Origin of the sequence: Aquiflexum sp. TKW24L (assembly GCF_023502205.1) — a bacterium.
Lineage (GTDB): Bacteria > Bacteroidota > Bacteroidia > Cytophagales > Cyclobacteriaceae > Cognataquiflexum.
This window is the reverse complement of sequence record NZ_JAMFLG010000054.1, coordinates 1-21,460: the sequence shown is the minus strand read 5'-3', so window position 1 is coordinate 21,460 and position 21,460 is coordinate 1. Positions and strand designations below refer to the sequence as shown.

21 protein-coding genes are annotated in these 21,460 nt (G+C 40.6%); 15 read left to right on the top strand and 6 right to left on the bottom strand.

What is annotated here, in order from left to right; genetic code table 11:
- Positions 1-59 precede the first annotated feature (59 nt).
- Complete coding sequence (locus tag M3O96_RS20660) at positions 60-2,339, bottom strand: helix-turn-helix domain-containing protein (RefSeq protein ID WP_249724141.1); 2,280 nt, start codon at positions 2,337-2,339, stop codon at positions 60-62.
- A 169-nt stretch (positions 2,340-2,508) separates the two neighbouring features.
- Here M3O96_RS20660 and M3O96_RS20655 point away from each other — a divergent pair, with 169 nt between their 5' ends.
- From M3O96_RS20655 to M3O96_RS20635, 5 genes are all read left to right on the top strand, one after another.
- A complete protein-coding gene (locus M3O96_RS20655) occupies positions 2,509-3,213 on the top strand; it encodes an SDR family oxidoreductase (protein ID WP_249724139.1) in 705 nt (234 codons plus the stop codon).
- 5 nt (positions 3,214-3,218) lie between these two features.
- On the top strand, positions 3,219-5,198 hold the full coding sequence (gene ispG / locus M3O96_RS20650) for a (E)-4-hydroxy-3-methylbut-2-enyl-diphosphate synthase (protein ID WP_249724153.1): 1,980 nt from the start codon (positions 3,219-3,221) through the stop codon (positions 5,196-5,198).
- Between the two features lie 194 nt (positions 5,199-5,392).
- Positions 5,393-5,584, top strand: coding sequence for a DUF6728 family protein (locus M3O96_RS20645; RefSeq protein WP_249724137.1), 192 nt, complete (start codon positions 5,393-5,395; stop codon positions 5,582-5,584).
- A gap of 178 nt (positions 5,585-5,762) precedes the next feature.
- Positions 5,763-6,116, top strand: a complete 354-nt coding sequence (locus M3O96_RS20640) for an MmcQ/YjbR family DNA-binding protein (RefSeq protein WP_249724136.1) — start codon at positions 5,763-5,765, stop codon at positions 6,114-6,116.
- Positions 6,113-7,075, top strand: a complete 963-nt coding sequence (locus tag M3O96_RS20635) for an ABC transporter ATP-binding protein (protein WP_249724133.1) — start codon at positions 6,113-6,115, stop codon at positions 7,073-7,075. Before M3O96_RS20640 ends, M3O96_RS20635 begins: the two co-directional genes overlap by 4 nt.
- A 105-nt stretch (positions 7,076-7,180) precedes the next feature.
- Here M3O96_RS20635 and M3O96_RS20630 read toward each other — a convergent pair whose 3' ends face one another.
- From M3O96_RS20630 to M3O96_RS20615, 4 genes are all read right to left on the bottom strand, one after another.
- The gene (locus tag M3O96_RS20630) at positions 7,181-7,705 is read right to left on the bottom strand and encodes an FKBP-type peptidyl-prolyl cis-trans isomerase (protein ID WP_249724131.1); all 525 of its coding nucleotides are present in this window, start codon (positions 7,703-7,705) and stop codon (positions 7,181-7,183) included.
- A 28-nt stretch (positions 7,706-7,733) separates the two neighbouring features.
- Positions 7,734-8,054: a hypothetical protein gene (locus tag M3O96_RS20625; RefSeq protein WP_249724129.1), complete on the bottom strand. Its 321-nt coding sequence runs from the start codon at positions 8,052-8,054 to the stop codon at positions 7,734-7,736.
- A 140-nt stretch (positions 8,055-8,194) separates the two neighbouring features.
- Positions 8,195-10,969: a leucine--tRNA ligase gene (leuS, locus tag M3O96_RS20620; RefSeq protein WP_249724128.1), complete on the bottom strand. Its 2,775-nt coding sequence runs from the start codon at positions 10,967-10,969 to the stop codon at positions 8,195-8,197.
- A gap of 209 nt (positions 10,970-11,178) precedes the next feature.
- Positions 11,179-12,114: a hypothetical protein gene (locus M3O96_RS20615; RefSeq protein ID WP_249724126.1), complete on the bottom strand. Its 936-nt coding sequence runs from the start codon at positions 12,112-12,114 to the stop codon at positions 11,179-11,181.
- A gap of 321 nt (positions 12,115-12,435) precedes the next feature.
- On the opposite strand from M3O96_RS20615, the gene M3O96_RS20610 reads away from it, so the two are divergent.
- The 4 genes from M3O96_RS20610 to M3O96_RS20595 are packed head-to-tail and all read left to right on the top strand — an operon-like array spanning position 12,436 to position 17,109.
- The gene (locus tag M3O96_RS20610; protein WP_249724125.1) at positions 12,436-13,977 is read left to right on the top strand and encodes a bifunctional GNAT family N-acetyltransferase/carbon-nitrogen hydrolase family protein; all 1,542 of its coding nucleotides are present in this window, start codon (positions 12,436-12,438) and stop codon (positions 13,975-13,977) included.
- Positions 13,978-13,979: 2 nt separating this feature from the next.
- On the top strand, positions 13,980-14,531 hold the full coding sequence (locus M3O96_RS20605; RefSeq protein WP_249724123.1) for a KdsC family phosphatase: 552 nt from the start codon (positions 13,980-13,982) through the stop codon (positions 14,529-14,531).
- 1 nt (position 14,532) lies between these two features.
- A complete protein-coding gene (kdsA, locus tag M3O96_RS20600) occupies positions 14,533-15,381 on the top strand; it encodes a 3-deoxy-8-phosphooctulonate synthase (RefSeq protein WP_249724115.1) in 849 nt (282 codons plus the stop codon).
- A gap of 36 nt (positions 15,382-15,417) precedes the next feature.
- Positions 15,418-17,109, top strand: coding sequence for a L,D-transpeptidase family protein (locus tag M3O96_RS20595; protein WP_249724105.1), 1,692 nt, complete (start codon positions 15,418-15,420; stop codon positions 17,107-17,109).
- Here the strand turns inward: M3O96_RS20595 and M3O96_RS20590 are convergent.
- Positions 17,098-17,808: a murein L,D-transpeptidase catalytic domain family protein gene (locus M3O96_RS20590; RefSeq protein WP_249724094.1), complete on the bottom strand. Its 711-nt coding sequence runs from the start codon at positions 17,806-17,808 to the stop codon at positions 17,098-17,100. The genes M3O96_RS20595 and M3O96_RS20590 overlap by 12 nt on opposite strands.
- A 303-nt stretch (positions 17,809-18,111) precedes the next feature.
- Between M3O96_RS20590 and M3O96_RS20585 the strand changes: the two genes are divergently transcribed.
- The 6 genes from M3O96_RS20585 to M3O96_RS20560 all read left to right on the top strand — a co-directional run bounded on the left by M3O96_RS20585 (position 18,112) and on the right by M3O96_RS20560 (position 21,410).
- Complete coding sequence (locus M3O96_RS20585) at positions 18,112-18,522, top strand: 6-pyruvoyl trahydropterin synthase family protein (RefSeq protein ID WP_249724092.1); 411 nt, start codon at positions 18,112-18,114, stop codon at positions 18,520-18,522.
- Positions 18,482-19,180: a GTP cyclohydrolase I FolE gene (folE, locus tag M3O96_RS20580; protein WP_249724090.1), complete on the top strand. Its 699-nt coding sequence runs from the start codon at positions 18,482-18,484 to the stop codon at positions 19,178-19,180. The genes M3O96_RS20585 and folE overlap by 41 nt, the downstream gene beginning before the upstream one ends.
- Positions 19,181-19,289: 109 nt before the next feature.
- The gene (locus tag M3O96_RS20575) at positions 19,290-19,976 is read left to right on the top strand and encodes an SDR family NAD(P)-dependent oxidoreductase (RefSeq protein ID WP_249724088.1); all 687 of its coding nucleotides are present in this window, start codon (positions 19,290-19,292) and stop codon (positions 19,974-19,976) included.
- Positions 19,977-20,056: 80 nt separating this feature from the next.
- Positions 20,057-20,320 carry a hypothetical protein gene (locus M3O96_RS20570; protein WP_249724086.1) on the top strand — a complete coding sequence of 88 codons (264 nt, stop codon included), beginning with the start codon at positions 20,057-20,059 and terminating at the stop codon, positions 20,318-20,320.
- A gap of 20 nt (positions 20,321-20,340) precedes the next feature.
- Entirely contained in the window at positions 20,341-20,784 is a 444-nt protein-coding gene (locus M3O96_RS20565) for a hypothetical protein (RefSeq protein WP_249724084.1), read from the top strand.
- Positions 20,781-21,410 (top strand): flavin reductase family protein, encoded by a 630-nt coding sequence (locus M3O96_RS20560; RefSeq protein WP_249724083.1) that lies wholly within the window; start codon positions 20,781-20,783, stop codon positions 21,408-21,410. Before M3O96_RS20565 ends, M3O96_RS20560 begins: the two co-directional genes overlap by 4 nt.
- Positions 21,411-21,460 lie beyond the last annotated feature (50 nt).

Sequence of the window (21,460 nt, the reverse complement as noted above, 5' to 3'; positions counted from 1 at the left end):
ATAGACTCTCATAGTGAACCAAGATTTGGTTAATTGTCATTGAGCAAATGACATAAAAATCAGCTTTTTTTCTCCAAATTATTGAAATGATTTGCTACCATTTTCAAAATCCCATAATCATACTTTGCAGGGAATTCCTGACGCACTAGGACAATGTCACCGTTTTTGGATTTGATCAAGTCTCCGATTTCTTGTATTTCCTTTTCACTCATATGGCTATGGATCGAGATTCTTCCCTCCCCGATCCCCTTTGCCAAATGTCCATGAATAGTCGACTCTGCTAAACCCCGCTCGGAGGCAATTTCAGATGTTGATTTTCCGCTTTGACTCAGCTCGTAGGTAATTTCGTACGTTTCCCCTTTTTCTCTTTTGAGTTTAGCCTCGCCTTTTTCTTTCTTTTTTCTACCTGTTTTGTTTGCAGCAAATTTGGGATTATCCTTTGCTGCTTGTCTTGCCTCCTGTGCCAGAGCAAGCCGAAGGTGGATGAGTTCTTGGGAAACCTTGTCCATTTTGCCGATTTCCTCGCCATTGAAAATGGCAGGAACCAAAAAAGTTACTTTCTTGACCTCCGTCAGTTTCTTGAAAACCATCAGCTCGACCTCAGAAAGTCCTTCCAAGTAGCTTTTGCTTCGGGTAAACCGCTCTACTTCCCCGGAATGAATCAAAATCCCTTTCAAGCTTTCCTGTAGCAATTTGGCATAATATTGACTTCCTTTCTCCAACCGTTCAAGAAGCTTTTCTTCCTCATTGGTTTGAAGAATCTGTAACAACTGCCGCTGAAATTTATATGTGTTTTCACCTTCTTGCAAGAAACCTTCATAGATCAAAGGAATGGCTTTTTGCATCTCGGGATCTTCAAATTCCATGGTACCGCCAAAGTCTTTTGTGAATGAATTCAAGGAATTGATGATCTCCCCAAAGTCAAAAGTGCTTTCCAACAGCCTTGCCATGTACTTTCTTTGGTGAAGGCTAAGAAGTCGTTCCAAAGGTTCTTGGTCTTGGGTGGTTTGCGTAAAATTGACCACATCCCGGTCGCTATTGATGACATGGGATTGGATGCGGGTACGCAAAGTAAGGCCATCCAAACCTCTGAGCCTGCTCAAAGCCACATAGACCTGACCCGGAGCAAATGCTTGCCCGACATCAATGATGGCGCGGTCAAAGGTCAATCCCTGGCTTTTGTGCACAGTGACTGCCCAAGCAAGCTTAATAGGATACTGCTCAAAAGTTCCTATTACATCTTCCTCCAGTTCCTTGGTATCTTCGTTGACTTTGTACTTTTTGTTTTCCCAAATCTCTTTCCTCAACTTGTATTCTATCGAACTGTCTGCCAAACGAACCAATATTTCATCACCATCAATTTTTTTAACAGTTGCCATTTTCCCGTTGAAATACTCCGAAAACCCACTTGTATCATTTTTGATAAACATGATCTGTGCGCCTTCTTTTAGCTCAAGGATCTTCGGTATGGGATAAAGGCTTTCCGGAAAATCCTTATCGATCACAGCCTCAAAAGTATGTGGTTTGCTTTTCAGCGCAGCTAACTCCTTTTGGTTGTGCTCTTCAGCTTTGTAATTGTGCGTGGTGATGATTATGGTGTCCTTGAGGTTTTTGATTTCCTCCTCACTTTTATAAAAGGTGTTCAAAAAAGCAATGTCAGATGCTGTAGCTTCATTGTCTCGGAGATGGTTGAGAATGGTGATGAATTTTTCATCTTTCTGCCTAAAAATTTTATCAAGTTCCAAATAAACCATTCCGGATTGGCGGATTGCTTGGGATTCAAAAAAATGCATGCTTTTGTAAAACTTGTTAAGGACCTGCCACTCGTAGTCCTTGACTATAGGAGGCAATTGAAATAAATCTCCGATCATCAGCATCTGAACACCGCCAAAAGGCTCATCAAAATTCCTCTTTACACTCCGCATCCGGTAATCAATCGCATCGAGAATATCCGCCCTCAACATACTGACCTCATCGATGATGATTAGGTCCACCGCTTTAAGGACTTTTTTCCTCGCCATATTCAAAGGATGTCTCCTACCCAAAGTAAATTGGGTGAAGAAATTTCCATTGCTGCCGAAGTTACCTTCCGGTTCACGGGTAGGGAGAAAAGTCCCAAAGGGAAGCAAAAACTGAGAATGGATAGTCACACCTTTGGCATGCAAAGCCGCAATGCCGGTCGGGGCAAGGATTACGAAGCGCTTGTGGGTAAGGTCAGCAAGCTTTCTCAGGAAAGTGGTTTTTCCAGTACCTGCTTTTCCTGTCAAAAAAATCGGGCTGTTTGTGCTGTTCACAAAGTGTGCTGCCAACTCTAACCTGTCTGTAATTTGTGTTTCCATATGGCTAAAAATAAGGACAAAATCCAAGAGCTCTCGGGATTAAACGTTTAAGTTCGCAAAGTTTTTAAAAAAATGTAACTTTGCTCCCGGTAGGTAGTTGTCATACTAACTATTGAAACACGAAGTAAATTTAATAACACCTTCAAATTACCTTCCTTAAAATAAGAGCATGTCAAAAAGCATATTGGTCACAGGAGGAACAAAAGGAATTGGACGTGCCATCATCGAGCGATTTGGGGCAGAGGGTTTTGATGTTTTTACATGTGCACGTCATATTGGAGATTTGGAAGAATTAAAAGCTGATTTTAAAATCAAATTCCCCAATCAAAATATCCATATCTTTCCTGCCGATCTTTCCAAAAAGGAAGAAGTGCAGTCTTTTTCAGCCTTTGTCAAAGAACATGAGATCCCTGATGTCATCATCAATAACACAGGAGTTTTTTACCCGGGATCGATTCATTCTGAGTCAGAAGGTAATTTTGAAACCATGATGCATACCAATCTTTTCTCTGCATATTACCTCACGAGGGCATTTACAGCAGAAATGATTGCCAAAAAATCAGGACATATTTTCTCGATTGGCTCTATCGCCGGACTTACAGCCTATGCCAATGGCGGGAGCTATGCGATATCCAAATGGGCAATGTTGGGTTTTACCAAATGCTTGAGAGAAGAGTTGAAAAATTATAATATAAAAGTGACCTCAGTTTTACCTGGCGCTACCTTTACCGCAAGTTGGGAAGGAGTAGACATACCTGAGGAAAGATTTATGAAAGCAACTGATGTCGCTGAATCAGTGTGGGGTGCATATAACCTTTCTCCCTATTCTGTTGTTGAAGAAATTGTGATCAGACCCCAATTAGGAGACTTATGACCGGTATGGAAACCAAAACATTATTGGAAAAAATTAAATACTGCAATAGCCTGACGGAATATTCGCGAAGGAAAACCATTCCTGTCAAGGTGGGAAATGTCATCATCGGCTGGGATAATCCAATTGTGATCCAGTCAATGACCACGGTCGATACCATGGATACGATGGGTTCGGTGGAGCAGAGTATCCGCATGATCGAGAGCGGAAGCCAACTGATCCGAATTACCGCGCCTAGCATGAAGGAAGCAGAAAATCTCCAAAACATCAAAAATGAATTGGTGAAAAGAGGATACCATGCACCTTTGGTCGCCGATATCCATTTTACGCCAAACGCTGCTGAAATCGCTGCCAAGATTGTGGAAAAAGTTCGGATCAATCCTGGGAATTATGCTGACAAAAAGAAATTTGAAACGATAGATTATACTGACGAAAGCTATCAGGAAGAACTGGATCGCATCAGGGAAAGATTTCTTCCATTGGTCAAAATCTGTAAAGAAAATGGAACCGCTATGCGGATCGGTACCAACCACGGTTCGCTTTCCGACCGGATCATGAGCCGCTATGGTGACACGCCGCTCGGAATGGTAGAATCAGCTTTGGAGTTTTTAAGGATCTGTGAGGACGAAAATTACCATGAGATTGTCATTTCGATGAAATCTTCGAATACCCAAGTGATGGTGCAGGCCTACCGCCTTTTGGTGCAGAAACTAGATGAAGGTGGATTTAAGCCTTACCCCTTGCATCTCGGAGTAACTGAAGCAGGTGATGGTGAAGATGGAAGGATCAAATCAGCAGTTGGTATCGGAACATTGTTGGAAGATGGACTGGGTGATACGGTGCGCGTCTCATTGACCGAAGATCCAGAGTTTGAAGCACCCGTTGCAAAATCATTGGTTGATCGCTATGCCGAAAGGCCAGGTCATGATCCAATCGAGGAAATCCATCATTTCCCGATCACGCCATTTGAGCATAATAAAAGAGATACAATAGAGGTTTTCAATTTTGGCGGCAGCAACGTGCCAAGAGTGATTGCAGACATTTCAACCCTTTCTAACATCACGGAAAAGGAAATGAAAAACATTGGCCATTTCTATTTGCCTGAATTGGACAAATGGAAAATGAACGATCAAGGCGCAGATTACGTGTTTTCAGGTGATAATCCGATTCCGTTTATGTTGCCTAATGGCATGAAGGAAATCCAATATTTCAGCCATTGGCTCCAATCCGAAGATCAAGTTAATAGGTTTCCTGCTTTCACTTTGCCTGAATTTAAGATGGCATCCACCTTTCATTATGGATTGAATTTTCTGATGCTTTCAGACATGGAAGTATATGAAGCGCTTCCGTTTTTGGAAGGTAGAAAGGACCTCGTTGTGATTTTGCAAAGTGACAATGCGCATAAAATGGCTGCTCTCCGGAGGGCTTTTATTTCCCTAATGGAAAACCATTGCTTGGCTCCGGTGGTTGTTATGATAAATTATCCCGTTCAGGATACGGACAAAACCATGCTGTATGCTGCAACTGATGTAGGTGGTTTGTTGGTGGATGGATTGGGTGAAGGTATCATGCTTGGGATCGGAGCTTATCTAGGGAATGAAAGGGACAGTGTTTTGGCACAGATCAAATTGCATAATTCTGTTGGATTTGGAGTACTTCAGGCAGCCCGAACAAGGATGTCCAAGACGGAATATATTTCCTGTCCTTCCTGTGGTAGAACATTATTCGATCTTCAGGAAACAACTGCCATGATCCGCAAAAGGACAGACCACCTCAAAGGTGTCAAAATCGGTATTATGGGTTGTATTGTCAACGGCCCAGGTGAAATGGCAGACGCGGATTTCGGCTACGTAGGCTCAGGAAAAGGTAAAATCACTTTATACAAAGGAAAAGAAGTAGTCAAAAAATCTGTTCCATCTGAAAGGGCTGTGGACGAACTGATCGAAATCATCCGAAAAGACGGCATGTGGATCGAGCCGGAGGTTTGATTTAGTGGTCAGAAAACAGTGTTCAGTCTCAGTTTTCAGTCCGTAATGCATTGAAATTTTGAGATATGTTTTGAAAAATCAATTTCACGTGGTGGACAGTCGACTGTGGTCTGTTGACTTATTTATAAATAGTTACATCAATACGATTGGATTCACACCATTAACTCAATAACCAATTTCTAATAACCATAAATATGTCAAACAGCAGATTCAAGGAATTTTTTAAACTTGGTGAAGTCGGTCATTATTTCATACGGGTATTTCAAAAACCCGATCCCAACAAACCCTCCAATATCAATCTCAGGATGATGCATGGCATCAACAAAATTACTATTCTCATTTTTTTGGGAGCCATCATCATTTACATTTTTAAACGCTGCACCTAAAAGAGCATGGGCATCCAATTTTACTTTACTACAAAGATTTTCAAAAGTCATCTGTTTATTTTTTAATCAATTAACCAAATAACCAAATAACCATTTTCCCTTTTACTTCTTACCTTTAAACCTTCACTTTTTATCAAATAACCAAAATAACCAAATAACCAATAACCATCCCCCTTCCATGACTATTACCTTTTTCAGGGAATATTGCTTATCCAAATCTGGAACTTCTGAAGAAACTCCTTTTGATGAGAATACCCTTTGCTTCAAAGTGGGCGGAAAGATTTTTGCAATCATTGACATTGAACTTTTTGAAAGCGTCAACCTCAAATGCGATCCGGAAAGGGCTGCTGAACTCAGGGAAAAGTACCTTGGAATTGTCCCCGGATACCATATGAACAAGAAGCATTGGAATACGGTGATGTTTGACGGATCCGTTTCAGACAAGTTGATTTTGGAATTGGTGGACCATTCTTACGATTTGATTTTGAATAGCTTGCCAAAGAAAATCAGGGAAAGTATCCATACACTATGAGTTATCTCAAGATCGATTCCATCCAAAAAAGCTTTCAGGAAGGGCTCCCTGTAATCAAAAATTTTTCTTTAGAAATCCCAAAAGGCCAAATCATATCCTTGGTTGGCGAAAGCGGTTCAGGTAAAAGCACCTTACTTAGGATCATTGCCGGTCTGGAAAGCAGGAATGAAGGAGAGGTATTTCTAAACGCCGTCAGGGTTCAAAATCCAAAAGAGCAACTTGTGCCGGGAATTGATGAAATCCAATTGGTTTATCAGGATTACCATTTATATCCCAAATCCACGGTTGAGGAGAATATATTGAGGCCATTGTTGCTATTTGATAAAAAATACAAGGAAAGTCGTTTGGAGATGCTTTTGGACATGTTGGGATTGAAGGAATACAGGGACAAATTGCCAAGACAGCTTTCCGGTGGTCAGCAACAGAAAGTAGCGATCGGAAGGGCGTTGAGTGTGGAGCCGCAGGTGTTGTTGTTGGATGAACCGTTTTCGAGTTTGGATACGATACAGCGCCGGGAATTGATCATGGAATTGAAGACCATGTTTCAGGATCTTGGAGTCACCGTACTTTTTGTAACGCATGACTTGGATGATGCGCTCCAGATGACCAATGACTTGGTGATCATGCAAAAGGGAAAACTGATCCAAAAAGGCCATCCAGAGGAGATATTTTCCAAACCAAAGAACATTTATGCCGCGAAGCTATTCAGTCACTTGAATCCCATCCCCAACAAGGAAAAAACCTATATCCGACCTTCCGACGTCCAATTATTTAAATCAAGCGGTATTCCTGCCAAAATTGTGGAGAAGCAATATCTCGTACATTATAATCAGTTGATGGTGAAACTTCCAAACGGGATAATCTGGAAAATTGAAGATAAAAAAAGGGTTTTTGCAGAAGGAGAAAAAGTGTTTTTGAAATGGGAGGATGGGAAGGAGATTTCCTTTTCCAAAGTTTAAGACTTTGGAAAAGATAAATTATCTCCTTGTCCAAGGTGAAGAATCATTACCAAATTTGAAAACTTTGGTAATGATTCTTTGGTAATGATCAATATTAGAACTACCTTAATGCTGATGTCCGTGGTCTCCGTGGACGTGACCGTGGTCAAGCTCCTCAGGAGTGGCTTCACGAACCTCAAATACTTCTCCGTCAAAATGAAGATCAAAACCCACCAAAGGATGGTTAAAATCCAATAATATTTCGGCACCCAAATCCTTCAAGACTTTTGCCTGCATGGGGTAGCCATTTTCGTCCTGCAAGGGTAAAAAGTTACCTTCTTCAAGCATCTCCGGCTCAAATCCTGCCGCGGCTGAAAACTGTTCTTTGGGCAATGTCATAATCAGTTCATCATCTGCTTCGCCGTATCCCTCTTGGGCTGAAATGGTGAAATTGAAGCTTTCTCCCTGCTTTTTGCCTGCCAACATCTCTTCAAACTTTTCTGGCAATCCACTGAAGCCATAAATAAAATAAAAGGGATCGTCATTGTCCCGAACTTCCACACAGAAGGGAACCGATTCGATTTCGTCTTCGTCTTTGCTGACTTTGAGTTCGTAGGTAAGGCCTACGACTGCATTTTTTACTATTTCCATGTATAAAATATTGTTTTATATGTTAAAGTTATTTTAATGCCCCGTTGATCATGACGGCCAAAATACTGAGCATGCTGAGAACAAAACACCCGAATACCCATCCCCATTTTTGTCGGTATGTGAAATAGATGGATACAATCAAGATCAAACTGAAAAGCAACCCAAATGACATCAAAACCCTCAGATAGAGTTCTTCCGATGCATGAAAGTAAGGAACCTCTGCTTTCTCCACAGGTTGTAATACCAATTCTTCTCCAAGCAATTTATAACTTATCCATTCTCTCCAATAGGAATAAGCAAATATCCCGGAAGAAGCTATGGCAGCAAATGAGACAAAGAACCGGTTCATTGGGAAATAGTTAATGGTTATTGAGTTATTTGGTTTTTAGATATTGGGAATCCGGTTTGTGGTTTTCTTGGTTATTTTCTTTGATTTCTTTGAAACCTTCCAACCTTCCAATCTTCCAATCTTCCAATTTTTCAATTTTCTCAGATCACAATATTCACAATCTTACCCGGCACCACAATCACCTTTTTTGGGGCGTTGCCTTCGGTCCATTTCAGCACTGTTTCGTCTTTCAAGGCAGCCTCTTCGATTTCTTCTTTGGTCAAGGACAAAGGAAGCATGAGCTTTGCCCGCATTTTTCCATTGATGGAAACAGGATATTCGTGGCTGTTTTCCACCAAAAATTCTTCCTTGAACTCAGGGAAAGAAGTAAATATGATCGATTCGGAATGGCCCAACAGTGTCCAAAGTTCCTCTGCAATATGCGGCGCATAAGGAGAAACGATTACTGCCAAAGGCTCCAAGATTTCTCTTTTGTTGCATTTCAAGGCTGAAAGTTCATTCACGCAGATCATAAATGAAGCAACTGAAGTATTGAAGGAATAATTTTCCAAATCCTCCTGTGTCTTTTTGATGGTTTTGTGAAGGGTTTTGAATTCTTCCTTGCTTGCTTTTTCTTCAGAAACATTGAACTCGCCGTTGGTGTCGTGGTACAGTCTCCAAAGCTTTTTCAGGAATTTGGATACGCCGTCGATGCCATTGGTATTCCAAGGCTTAAATTGCTCCAAAGGCCCAAGGAACATCTCATACAATCTCAGTGTGTCAGCTCCGTATCTTTCTATGATGTCATCGGGACTGACCACGTTGTACTTGGACTTGGACATCTTTTCGACTTCAGCACCGCAGATGTATTTTCCTTCTTCCAACACAAATTCTGCATTCGCAAGGTCAGGCCTCCAAGCCTTGAATTTCTCAATATTTAATTGGTCATTATTGACAATATTCACATCGACATGCATCTCGGAAGTGTCATATTGGTCTTTCAATCCATAGCTGACAAATTTATTCGTGCCCTTAACACGATATACAAAATTAGACCTTCCCTGAATCATCCCCTGATTGATCATCTTTTGGAATGGCTCCTCGATGCTTACAGCACCGATATCATAGAGGAATTTGGTCCAGAATCTTGAGTACAATAAGTGGCCTGTGGCATGTTCTGCACCACCGATATATAAGTCCACAGAACCCCAATAGTGCTCCTTTTCTTTGTAGACAAATTTCTCAGTGTTTTTCGGATCCATGTAGCGGAAGAAATACCAGCTTGATCCAGCCCATCCGGGCATGGTGCTCATTTCCAATGGAAATTCTCCTTCAGCAGTCTTGTATGTCCAATCTTTTGCCCTGCCAAGCGGCGGTTCTCCGTCTTCGGTAGGCAAATATTTATCCACCTCTGGCAACACCAAAGGCAGGTCATTTTCTTCTATCAAATAAGGCAATCCATTCTTGAAATATACCGGCAATGGCTCGCCCCAATAGCGCTGCCGAGTAAAGATGGCATCCCGCATCCTGTATTGGATTTTGCCATTTCCGATTTTCTTTTCTTCGAGAAATTCAATTGCCTTGTTCATCGCTTCTTTCATTTCCATATTGGAGATGAAACCAGAATTAATGATAGTTCCTCCTTTTCCAGGAAAAGAACCATTTTCCATACTTCCGGCGATCACTTGCCTGATCTCCAATCCAAAATGCTTTGCAAAGTTGTAATCCCGTTCGTCATGCGCAGGCACCGCCATGACTGCTCCGGTTCCATATCCTGCCAAAACATAATCGGCAACCCAGATTTGGATTTCTTCTCCATTAAATGGATTGATGGCATAAGAGCCTGTAAATGCCCCGGAGATGGTTTTAACATCTGACATCCGGTCTCTTTCGGATCGGTTTTTGGCAGTCTCGATATAGACCTCAGCAATTTTTCTCTGGCCGTCCGTGATAAGATCACTGACATAATCATGCTCTGGAGCCAATGCCAAATAAGTTACCCCATAAATCGTATCGACTCTGGTGGTAAACACTTTGATCAGTTTATCTTGTCCTTTGACCTGAAAAACCATCTCGGCACCGATGGATTTTCCGATCCAATTCCGCTGCATTTCTTTGATGGGTTCGGACCATTCCACGGTTTCGAGTCCCCGGAGCAATCTGTCGGCATACGCCGTGATACGCATGCTCCACTGCATCATTTTCTTGCGCTCCACAGGATAGCCACCTCTTTCGGAGAATCCGTCTTTGACTTCGTCATTGGAAAGTACCGTACCCAAGGCGGCGCACCAATTGACGCTGGTCTCAGCCAAGAATGTTAATCGGTATTTTAACAGTAATTCCTGTTGTTCTTTTTCGTTGAAATTATTCCAGTCAGAACCTGAAAACTCGGGAGTATCTTCATCACAAACCGCGTGGATATTGGCATTCCCTTCAGTTGTAAACTTTTCTACCAAGGAGGTTATGCTCATGGCTTTGTTTTCATCCTTATCGTAATAGCTGTTGAACAGCTGCATAAAAATCCACTGTGTCCATCGGTAATAGCTCGGGTCGGAAGTTCTTACTTCTTTGTGCCAATCAAAAGCAAAACCGATGTTTTTCAGCTGTTCGGTATATCTCTTAATATTTTGCTCGGTAGTAATGGCAGGATGTTGTCCTGTCTGTATCGCATATTGCTCCGCAGGAAGTCCAAATGAGTCATAACCCATCGGGTGAAGGACATTGTATCCCTGCGATCTTTTGAATCTTGTAATGATATCAGAGGCGATATAGCCAAGTGGATGCCCCACATGTAATCCCGCACCCGAAGGATAGGGGAACATGTCCAAGGAATAAAACTTAGGTTTGGAATGATCTACTTGGGCATTGAAAATCTGGTTTTGTTCCCAGTAGGTTTGCCACTTTTTTTCTATTTCCTGAAAATTATAATCAGCCATTATTGAATAAATGCGTTACTTTTTGACAATTGCTTGCAAAAATAGAAAAAATCACGGGAATAGGCTGTCATTCCCTTATTTGCTTTATGGTATTCATCTAATGAAAACATCCAAACCTTAGTCCCAACCTTTGAAAGTAAGGATTAATCCGATGCCTAAAAAAATATTTACGATTTCTACTTTAAATCTCAAATCTCAAATCTTTTTCCTTACCAGAATCTGAAGCTCTTTTCATTGACCCTGTTTCTAAAAATCCAGTTGTCCCAGATATCAGGCGAAAGGTAAAGTTCCAATCCAATATTGAGGGACATAAAACCATCAAAACGCTCATCAAGACCTGAACCTCTTCTAATTCTTCCTCGGTTATCTAGGATTTTTTGCACATCAGGCTCACCGTTTTCTTTTATAAAATTTGGGTTTCTAATAGCCAATCTCAGTCTGTCAGGTCTCGCACCGTCCCCATTTACGCCATAATCGTTAACCAAATCTTGGTAAAAATCCTTCACATTAAAGGCACTGATGTCGTCCATATAATCCGTGATCGTCCACCTGTAGTTCATTTCTAATGTCAAATCAGTATACACATTCAATTTGTATTTCATTCCGATTCCTGTGGGAAACACAAAAATGTATTTGTCATAAGGGTTGTTTTCCAGTTGAAGAGGACGAAGGTCCACCCAAGTGCCATTCAGCTCGGCCTTGGGATCATTTGTAGATACTCCTACACCTGCAAAGCCGTAAAAATTTATAAAATTTCTAGTGATGTTATACACTTTTACAGGCTTTAGGTGCAATTCACCGATGACGCTAGCCTCCCAATTTCTTGCCCTGAAATGGAGGTTTCTTGGTTCCCTGTTACTCCTTGGATCAGCAGGAGGATCTTGACCTGAGATCTGGTAGTACGTAAATTCTGCCCTCGCTCTTACATAGGTTCCCAAAGTCCGTCTTACCGCAATATTGGCATTCCAATCTGGCTGGATTCCTTCATTGTACTTCCATAATGAATAGAGTTCACCAAAATATTGGGTTGGACCTGCTGCTACTGAAACTGACCAGGGCGCATCAAATCTGTACCTATAAAAACTTTGAGAAGTAGCTTCCAAGGTCAACATTGAAAACAGAAAAAATAAAACTAAATTCCTCATTTGATGAAAATAAAATACCAAAGTGTGGGTTTGAATGCGAGATTCAAGAATTTGGATTGTAAATAAATACAAAAATAATTAAAAATTCAAAGTTTAATTTTTAAGGTTCCTATTGGTTCCGACCTGTTGACCCATTTATCCAAAACCTTAGAAATGAGATAGATTAGCCATGTTTTCAAGTTATTGACAATAAAAATATTTTTGTCACTTTTAAAATGATCTTGGAACGTCAGGGTAGGTTATTTTTGGAGTTGGTTTTTGTCTGGAATCTGGTGTCAAGTAATTTAAAATTAATGAGGTATTTTTGGCTAATTTTGTGGCATGAGTAAGCAAAAAGAAGAATTAGAGCACCGACTGAAGCTTCGGAATATCAAATTGTCAGATTATGATGACATCCGGGAAATCATGGTTACCATATATAAAGACCAAGGCGGGGCATGGACTAGGCAGGAATTAAAAAACCAGATCAAGGCCTTTCCTGAAGGGCAGATTTGCATAGAAGATAACGGAAAAGTAGTCGCTGCGGCCTTAAGTCTCGTGGTAGATTATACCAAATTTGGAGATAATCATACTTACGATCAGATTACCGGGTTCGGCAAATTTGACACCCATGACAATGACGGTGATACCTTATATGGTACCGATGTATTTGTCCATCAGGAATACCGGGGAATGAGATTGGGTAGGAGATTATATGATGCGAGAAAGGAACTTTGCGAAAACCTAAACCTGAGATCTATTATAGCCGGAGGAAGAATCCCAGGATATTCAAAATATGCCGATCAGATGACACCAAGGAAATATATTGACTTGGTAAAGAGCAAAGAAATATTTGATCCTGTACTTTCTTTTCAACTTGCCAACGAATTTCACGTCAGGAAAGTGATCACCAAATACCTTCCGGAAGACACTGATTCCAGAGCTTATGCTACATTGCTCGAATGGATCAATATTTATTATGAGAAGGACGAAAAACTGATCGGTAATAAGAAATCCATTGTCCGGCTTGGATTGGTTCAATGGAAAATGCGTCGCTTCAATAATGTCGATGACCTGATGCAGCAGGTGGAGTTTTTTGTGGATACCATTTCGGGATACAAGTCTGATTTTTGCCTTTTTCCTGAATTTTTCAATGCACCTCTCTTAGCGGAATTCAACGACATGGATGCCTCTGAGGCGATCCGAAATGTCGCTGATTACACAGATGAAATCATCAGCAGGATGCGGGATTTGGCGCTTTCTTATAATGTAAATATCATTGCCGGCAGTATGCCGGAATATGATGGGAAAAAATTGAGAAATGTAAGCTACCTCTGTAGGAGAGATGGTACTACCGACAAACAATACAAACTTCATATCACACCTGATGAGCAATCATATTGGGGTCTTCAGGGAGGAAATGGCATCAAGGTTTTTGATACTGATGCCGGAAAAATCGGAATTTTGATTTGTTATGATGTGGAGTTTCCTGAACTGGGAAGAATATTGGCCGAACAGGAGATGGATATTCTTTTTGTACCATTTTGGACCGATACCAAAAACGCCTATCTCAGGGTAAATACCTGCGCCAAAGCCAGAGCAGTCGAAAACGAATGCTATGTCGCCATTACAGGATCGGTCGGTAACCTGCCAAGGGTAGAAAATATGGATATCCAATATTCCCAAGCGGCGATTTATTCGCCATCGGATTTTTCTTTTCCACATGACGCAACAGTAGCGCAAGCCTCTGAAAATGCTGAAACGACTATTGTTGCTGATGTTGACCTGGATCTATTGACAAAGCAAAGAAAAGCGGGAAGCGTGAGAAACCTTGACCAAAGAAGACTTGATCTCTACTCCATTCAGTGGAAGAAAAAGAAATAAAAATGCAGAAATACCTGTCAGGAATAACCGAGGAAATCAATCTTAAGGCATCAAAAATAAAATTGCTCATCACTGATGTAGATGGCGTTTTGACTGATGGAGGGATCATCTATGATGACAATGGGCTTGAATATAAGCGTTTTAATGTCAAGGATGGCTTTATCGTTGCCCAGCTCCGAAAGCATGGAATACTTGTCGGAGCGATCACAGGAAGGAATTCAAAAGTAGTCGAAAACCGATGTGAAGAACTCAATTTTGATTTTCATTACCATGGAGTCCGTGACAAAGCCCAAAAACTGGAGGAAATCTTAGAGGTTTTGGAAATCCAGATCAATGAAGTGGCGTACATCGGGGATGACCTAATTGATTTGCCATTGATCAGGAAAGCCGGGTTTTCTGCCTGTCCCGCAGATGCATTACCCTATATCAGTACACATGTGGACTATGTTTCGTCACTCAATGGCGGTCAGGGAGTATTCCGGGAAGTGGCTGATTTAATTTTACAATCAAAAGGACTTTTGTCCGACATTATAGACAAATATCTCAACCGATAATATGGAGAAATTTACCCAACCAATGAGGATAACTGAAGACATCATAATGGGAACAGGCACCCCTGTTTTGTTCGCAGGACCATGTGCCGTCGAAAGTTTCGATATCTGCATGGAGATCGGCAGTTCGGTCAAGGAATATGCTGAGAGGCTAGGTTTTTCTTATGTTTTCAAAGCTTCTTTCGACAAGGCAAACAGGACATCTTCCTCTTCATTTCGCAGTATTGGAATGGATAAATCCTTAGAGGTACTCCAAAGAGTTGGAAAAGCGTTGAATGTTCCTTTGGTCACAGACATACATGAAAGCTATCAGGCAACAGAGGTAGCAGAAGTCGTAGATGTACTTCAGATCCCTGCTTTCCTTTGCAGGCAGACTGACTTATTGCTTGCAGCAGGTCAGACAGGTAAAGCTGTAAAAATCAAAAGAGGCCAGTTTATGGCACCCGAAGACATGCAATATGCTGTCACCAAAGTTCGGTCTACGGGCAATGAAAACGTATGTCTGACAGAGCGTGGATTTACGCTTGGTTACCATAATCTTGTGGTAGATATGAGGGCACTTCCTATCATGAGGCGATTTGCACCTGTCGTTTTTGACATTACCCACAGTGTGCAGCAACCGGGAGGAATGGGAGGTAGCAGCGGGGGTCAAAGGGAATTTGCCCCTTTCTTGGCTAGAGCAGCAGCAGCAGCCGGAGTAGACGGATTTTTTATAGAAACCCATCCGGAGCCTGCCAAAGCGCTCAGCGACGGACCAAATCTGATCCCATTAGATAGAATGAAGAATTTCCTGACCATGTTGAAAGAGGCATGGGAACTCGGTCAAAAGTACCAGGATTTTTCAGTCAAATAGCTTATAATTTTTCTTAAACAATAAACCAGAAATAAAATGAAAAGGCTTTTATTGATGTTTTTCATATGCATTTTGCATGCCTCGGTATTTGCGCAGCAAGCCCCGAACGAAAATAACATTGAATCCTTTATTAGGCAGTTTTTGGAAAGCCACAATCCTGAAGAAAAACCAAAAATCGGTGAAAATGAACTGTTCAGTTCTGTTGTGATCCATCGTTTTTATGGCGAAAGGAATTTTGAACCGGCATGGGTCAAAAACAATATCCTTCCGGAAATTGCCTATGAAATGCGTTATGAAATTGGTCAAGCAAAGTTTGACGGTTTAAATCCGGATGATTATCACTTCCAATCTATCAATGCATATTTTGATAGGTTTGAGGAAGCAAAAAAGTCAGGAAAAGTATTAGCTGCCAATGAACTATCTGCAGTTGATGTGCTGCTTACAGATGCCTATATCATGTTATCGTCTCACCTTTTTTTGGGAAAAGTAAACCCCGAAAGCCTCAAAACCACCTGGAATATACAGCGCAATGTACCTGAACTTATGATTGATCGGCAGCTAGGCGCCGCTATCCAATCGGGAAGTTTGAGATCAACCATTGAAGGGTATTATCCGGCATTTTCGATCTACAAGAAAATGAGGGATGGCCTGAGACAACTATTTGATGAGCAAAAAAGATTTGAAAATGAACCCATTGCGGGTTGGAAAAACCTCAAAATCGACAAATCCATCAAACCCGGAGAAACCCATAATCAAATGTCTGAAATCAGAGACAGGCTTTATTTCTGGGGATTTTTGAAACCCTATCAGCCTGTTGATGAAAAATCTTATGATAGTCTTATGATGGATGGGATCAAAATAATCCAGAAGAGATTTGGGATGGAGCCAGATGGTGTTATCGGCAAGGGAACAATTCAGGCACTCAATCAAAAGCCCATTGATATGATCTCCACCGCATCTGTAAACTTGGAGAGGCTGAGATGGATGCCAGATACCATCAAGGATATTGAATTGATCTTGGTCAATACAGCAAATTTCCAACTTGATTTTATCCAAAAACGTGACACTGTATTGTCCTCTAAGGTGATTGTAGGTAAAAGCTATCATTCTACCCCGCAGTTCAGCGCGCTGATGTCCTACATTGTTTTCAGCCCGACCTGGACAGTACCGACTTCGATTACCCGCAATGAGATTGTTCCCAAGATCAAAAAAGACCCCAGATATCTTGCCAAGAACAATATGGTTCTGCTGAATTCCTCCGGAGGAAAAGTTGACCCTTCATCTATAGATTGGGGTAGGGTCAGCGCCAGGTCTTTTCCTTATACTGTGAGACAAGAGCCCGGTGACCACAATTCTTTGGGCTTAGTCAAATTTATGTTTCCCAATAAAAACAGTGTCTATATCCATGATACACCTTCAAGAAATCTTTTTGAAAGAGAAGACCGTGCTTTGAGTCATGGATGTATCCGGATCCAAAAGCCGTTTGAGTTTGCCAAAATTTTGCTTGCTAATCAGCCGAATTGGACTAATGAGAAAATAACCACTGCAATGCACCAATCTAGAGAACAAATAGTGAATCTAGATAGAAAAATACCAGTTGCCCTCATTTACCTTACCTATTGGGCAGATTCAAGAGGAAACCTCTATTTCAGAAATGACATTTACAATAGAGATGCAGAGATTTTCAATGCGCTTAGAGTAGCCAGAATCAAAAAATCAGGCATTTAAGAAAGCTGATTTGCCGAGGTATTCCTTGTCTTTGCCGTAGATAAAAAGTAAAGATTGCTCTTTAATCATGTCAATTATCTCATCGGCGATTTCATTTGGCAAAGCTGGACAACCTAAACTTCTACCTAATCTTCCTGTTTGTTTGATAAAGTTCTCATGTGCATAATCCGCCCCATGGATGACGATAGCACGCTCTCTTGCTTTGTCATTAAATCCTTTTTCGAGGCCGTCAAGTCTTAAGGAATATCCGTGTTTGCCTTGGTATGTTTCACCTGTAAGGTAAAATCCAAGACTGCTCATATAGGAAGAATTGATATTGGAAAATTTTTGAGCCATCAGTTCACCGGAATTTCTTCCGTGGGAGACAAGCCCGTGGTGTAAGATCATTCCATCCTGCATATCAATAATCCACATCCTTTTCGCAGTGGATGGCAATGAAAAATCAATGACAGTAAGTGGTTTGCCCGGCGAAATCTTTCCTTCTTCTTTTAGCATCAGATATCCTTTGATGCCAAATGACAATATTTCCCTTTGCGGTATGGCATTGTCCATATTGGCAGTATTTGAACTGACTAGTTCAATAAAATGATTCTCGAATGAAAGCTCCTTGAGTATGGAAGAAGGAGAACTGTTTACAAAGAAATAAGTGGATATCGAGCTGCCAAGCAGCAAAATGAAAACCAGGGTGAGTTTCCGCATTGTATATAATTGAGTGGTTGGAATTTACAAATGAAATTGTATAACGCCAAAGTTACAAATCCAGTGCCATTAAATTGTATTTTTAGAATTAGAATATTTGAATGGGAATGAAACCAAAGGTCAGGATTGTTTATTGGAACTGTTTTAATATAGATAAATGTTAAATGGCAGCCTTACATAAGGATAGAAAATATTCGTAAAAATTACAGATATTCCAATCTGATAATCAATAGATTAAAATTTTTGTTTAAAGAAATTGAGAAAATATTAAACAAAAATTAGATAACTCCTGTTTGATTCACAATGAAAGTAGCAGTATATAGAAAAGAGCATTTTAACGCAGCGCATAGGCTGAATAATCCTGAATGGTCAGGAGAGGAGAACGAGAGGGTTTTTGGAAAGTGCAATAACCCAAACTTTCATGGTCACAATTATGAATTGATTGTGAAACTTTTGGGTCCGATTGATCCAGGGACAGGTTATGTGTATGATATGAAAATATTGAGTGATTTAATCAAATCACATGTGCTAAATAAATTTGATCACAAAAATTTAAACCTTGATACCGATGAATTTAGAAATCTTAACCCAACAGCGGAAAACATTGCTGTGGTTATTTGGAATATTTTAAGGAAAGAATTAGATACAAAATACGACTTAACGATTCGACTATATGAAACAGAAAGAAACTTTGTTGAATACGATGGGAATTAATTTTTCTCAATCTTATGACGAAATGGGGGATGAACATATCGGAACTTCCCACGATACTCCCTTGAGAGAAGATGCATTTGAAATGGATGATGAGCTAAAAATCGAGCTCATCGAAAAACATTTTAGAGAAATAATGCATGTTTTGGGATTAGACCTGACAGATGACAGCCTCAAAGGAACCCCAAAAAGAGTTGCCAAAATGTACATCAAAGAGATTTTCAGTGGCTTGGATCCAAAAAACAAGCCTGACGTTAAGCTTTTTGAGAACAAATACAAATACAATGAAATGTTGGTCGAGAAGGATATAACCTTTTATTCCAACTGCGAGCATCATTTCGTTCCTATTATAGGAAAAGCACACGTTGCCTACATTTCCAACGGGACCGTCATAGGATTATCTAAGATCAACAGAATCGTACAGTACTTTGCAAAAAGACCTCAAGTCCAGGAAAGACTAACGATGCAAATCGGTAATGAACTGAAGGAAATGCTTGGTACAGATGACGTCGCCATCATTATAGATGCGCACCACATGTGTGTTTCAAGCAGAGGGATTCAGGATGTGAATAGTGCAACAGTCACCTCTTTTTACAGCGGAAAATTTGAAAAAGATGAACATTCAAGAAATGAGTTCATGAAATATATCAGCATGAAATAGAAATATTGAAAACTGAAACATTGAAAACCGGAATCACTTTTCCGGTTTTTTTTATACCTCATGTTTCAAACAAATTTTTGTTGGATTGATTTAATATAAAAACCTATTTATGAAGAATAAAAACATTGTAATCATTGGCGGCAACTCAGGTATTGGAAAGTCAATCATTGAAAAATTGGAAGCTTTAGAAGCCAATATTTTTTCTTATCACCGAACCGGAGAGGGTAAAGGCCATTTAGATGTTACGGAAAAATTTGAAAATATTGAGGGACTTCCAGAAGTCATCGATGGTCTTGTTTATTGCCCGGGCACGATCAGTCTGAAGCCGTTTCATAGGTTTTCGATCGAGGATTTTCAGAAGGACTACGAAGTCAATGTGCTGGGAGCTGTGAAAGTACTACAAGCTTGTCTCAAAGGAATGAAAAAATCAGAAACGGCTTCTGTGGTGCTTTTTAGTACTGTAGCCGTTCAGGTTGGTCTAGGATTTCATGCTTCGATTTCCAGTGCAAAAGGAGCTGTCGAAGGATTGGCAAAGTCACTTGCAGCAGAATGGGCGCCCAATAAAATTAGGGTCAACGTAGTCGCGCCTTCCTTGACAGATACGCCATTGGCATCTGCACTTTTGGGTAATGAGGACAAGAAAGAAGCTTCAAATAAAAGGCATCCTTTGGGAAGATACGGGCAACCAGAGGATATTGCAGGAGCGGCGATTTTTTTGCTTTCCAATCAAACATCGTGGATGACAGGTCAGGTCTTGCACCTTGATGGAGGAATGTCGTCTGTGAAAGGCATGTAAATTTTAAAGATTTCAAACAATCAGGGCTGTTAATTGTATAAGAAATGGGTATTCTCCCTGAGTATAAAGTATTAAATGTTATGAGGACTCCACCAGAATCATTTTTGATTTTCAAGGAAGAACTGGAAAAAGCCAGACTGGAAAAAGAAAGGCTTGAGAAAGAGTATGAAGCCAAATTAGGGGATATGAATAGGGAGCTTTCTAGGTTGAAGGAGCAGATTCAGTCCCAACAAGAGTTGATTAAGACAACTTTGGAATATGCCATACGTCTTGAAGAGAATCTAGGTAGCTTCAAAGAAGAAGTTGCAAATGGCAAAAACATGAAAAACCGGTCGTTTCACTAATTACAATCCCTGACACAATCATGAATATCACAGCCACTGCCATCGAGCTAAACAACTTTGAACTGATGTTTGAAGAAAAATATTCCAAGGTATATGCCAATCACGAGAAAGGAATGATAATCTGTGAGCTTTTGACGGATTATATTCCTATTGACGATTTCAAGTATACATTTTTCCAAATCAGCAAAGTCGTTGAAAAAGGGAAATTTAAAAAATTCATTTTTGATAAAAGATCCCTGCGAGCCTTCCATCAACCTAGCATGGAATGGTATTTTCTAAATTGGAAAAACAAAATGCTTGAGCTCGGAATTGACCAGCACCGCAAAATCCTACCGGAGGAAAAATGGTTTGAAAAAATGGTGATGATCGCCAAGGAGCAGATCATCAAAAACAATCCTGACAATATCATTCATTTGCTCGATATCAAATATTGTAACTCCATTGAAGAAGCCATTTTAATATGATGAAGCATTTCGATAAGGCTTCCATTTTGGAAGCCGAATCGTCTTTTAGAAGAGATTTTATCAATTGCCTCTCAGGTTACAAAAGCCTGAACCTTATCGGCACCAAAAACTTGCTAGGCATTTCAAACCTTGCACCTTTCTCTCAGATTTTTCATATCGGTGCCACTCCACCTTTGGTTGGAATATTGTTTAGACCGCATACTGTAGAAAGGCATACCTTCGAAAACATTCTTCAAACAGGATTTTTCACACTCAACCACGTCACAGAAGATTTTTACAGAGAAGCTCACCAGACTGCAGCGAGGTATTCCGGATCGGAATTTGATGCCACAGGATTGGGAGAAGAATACCTCCAAGACTTCTTTGCCCCTTTTGTAGCCAAAAGTCCAGTAAAAATAGGATGCAGATTTGTTGAAACCCAAACCTTACAAGTCAACGGTACTGAATTTCTCATAGGTGCTATTGAGCATGTTTGGGTAGAGGAAAAAGGTCTGAGAACAGATGGCTCATTGGATTTGAATGCATTGGGTACGGTAACTGTTTCTGGATTGGACGAATACCATGTTGGTAAAAAGCTTGCAAGATTGAGTTACCCAAAGCCGGGAAAGGAAATCGAGGAGATTTGAAAAAAGGTTGAGGGAGGAAGAAGTATGAAGGGAAGAAAAAGGGAGCTAAA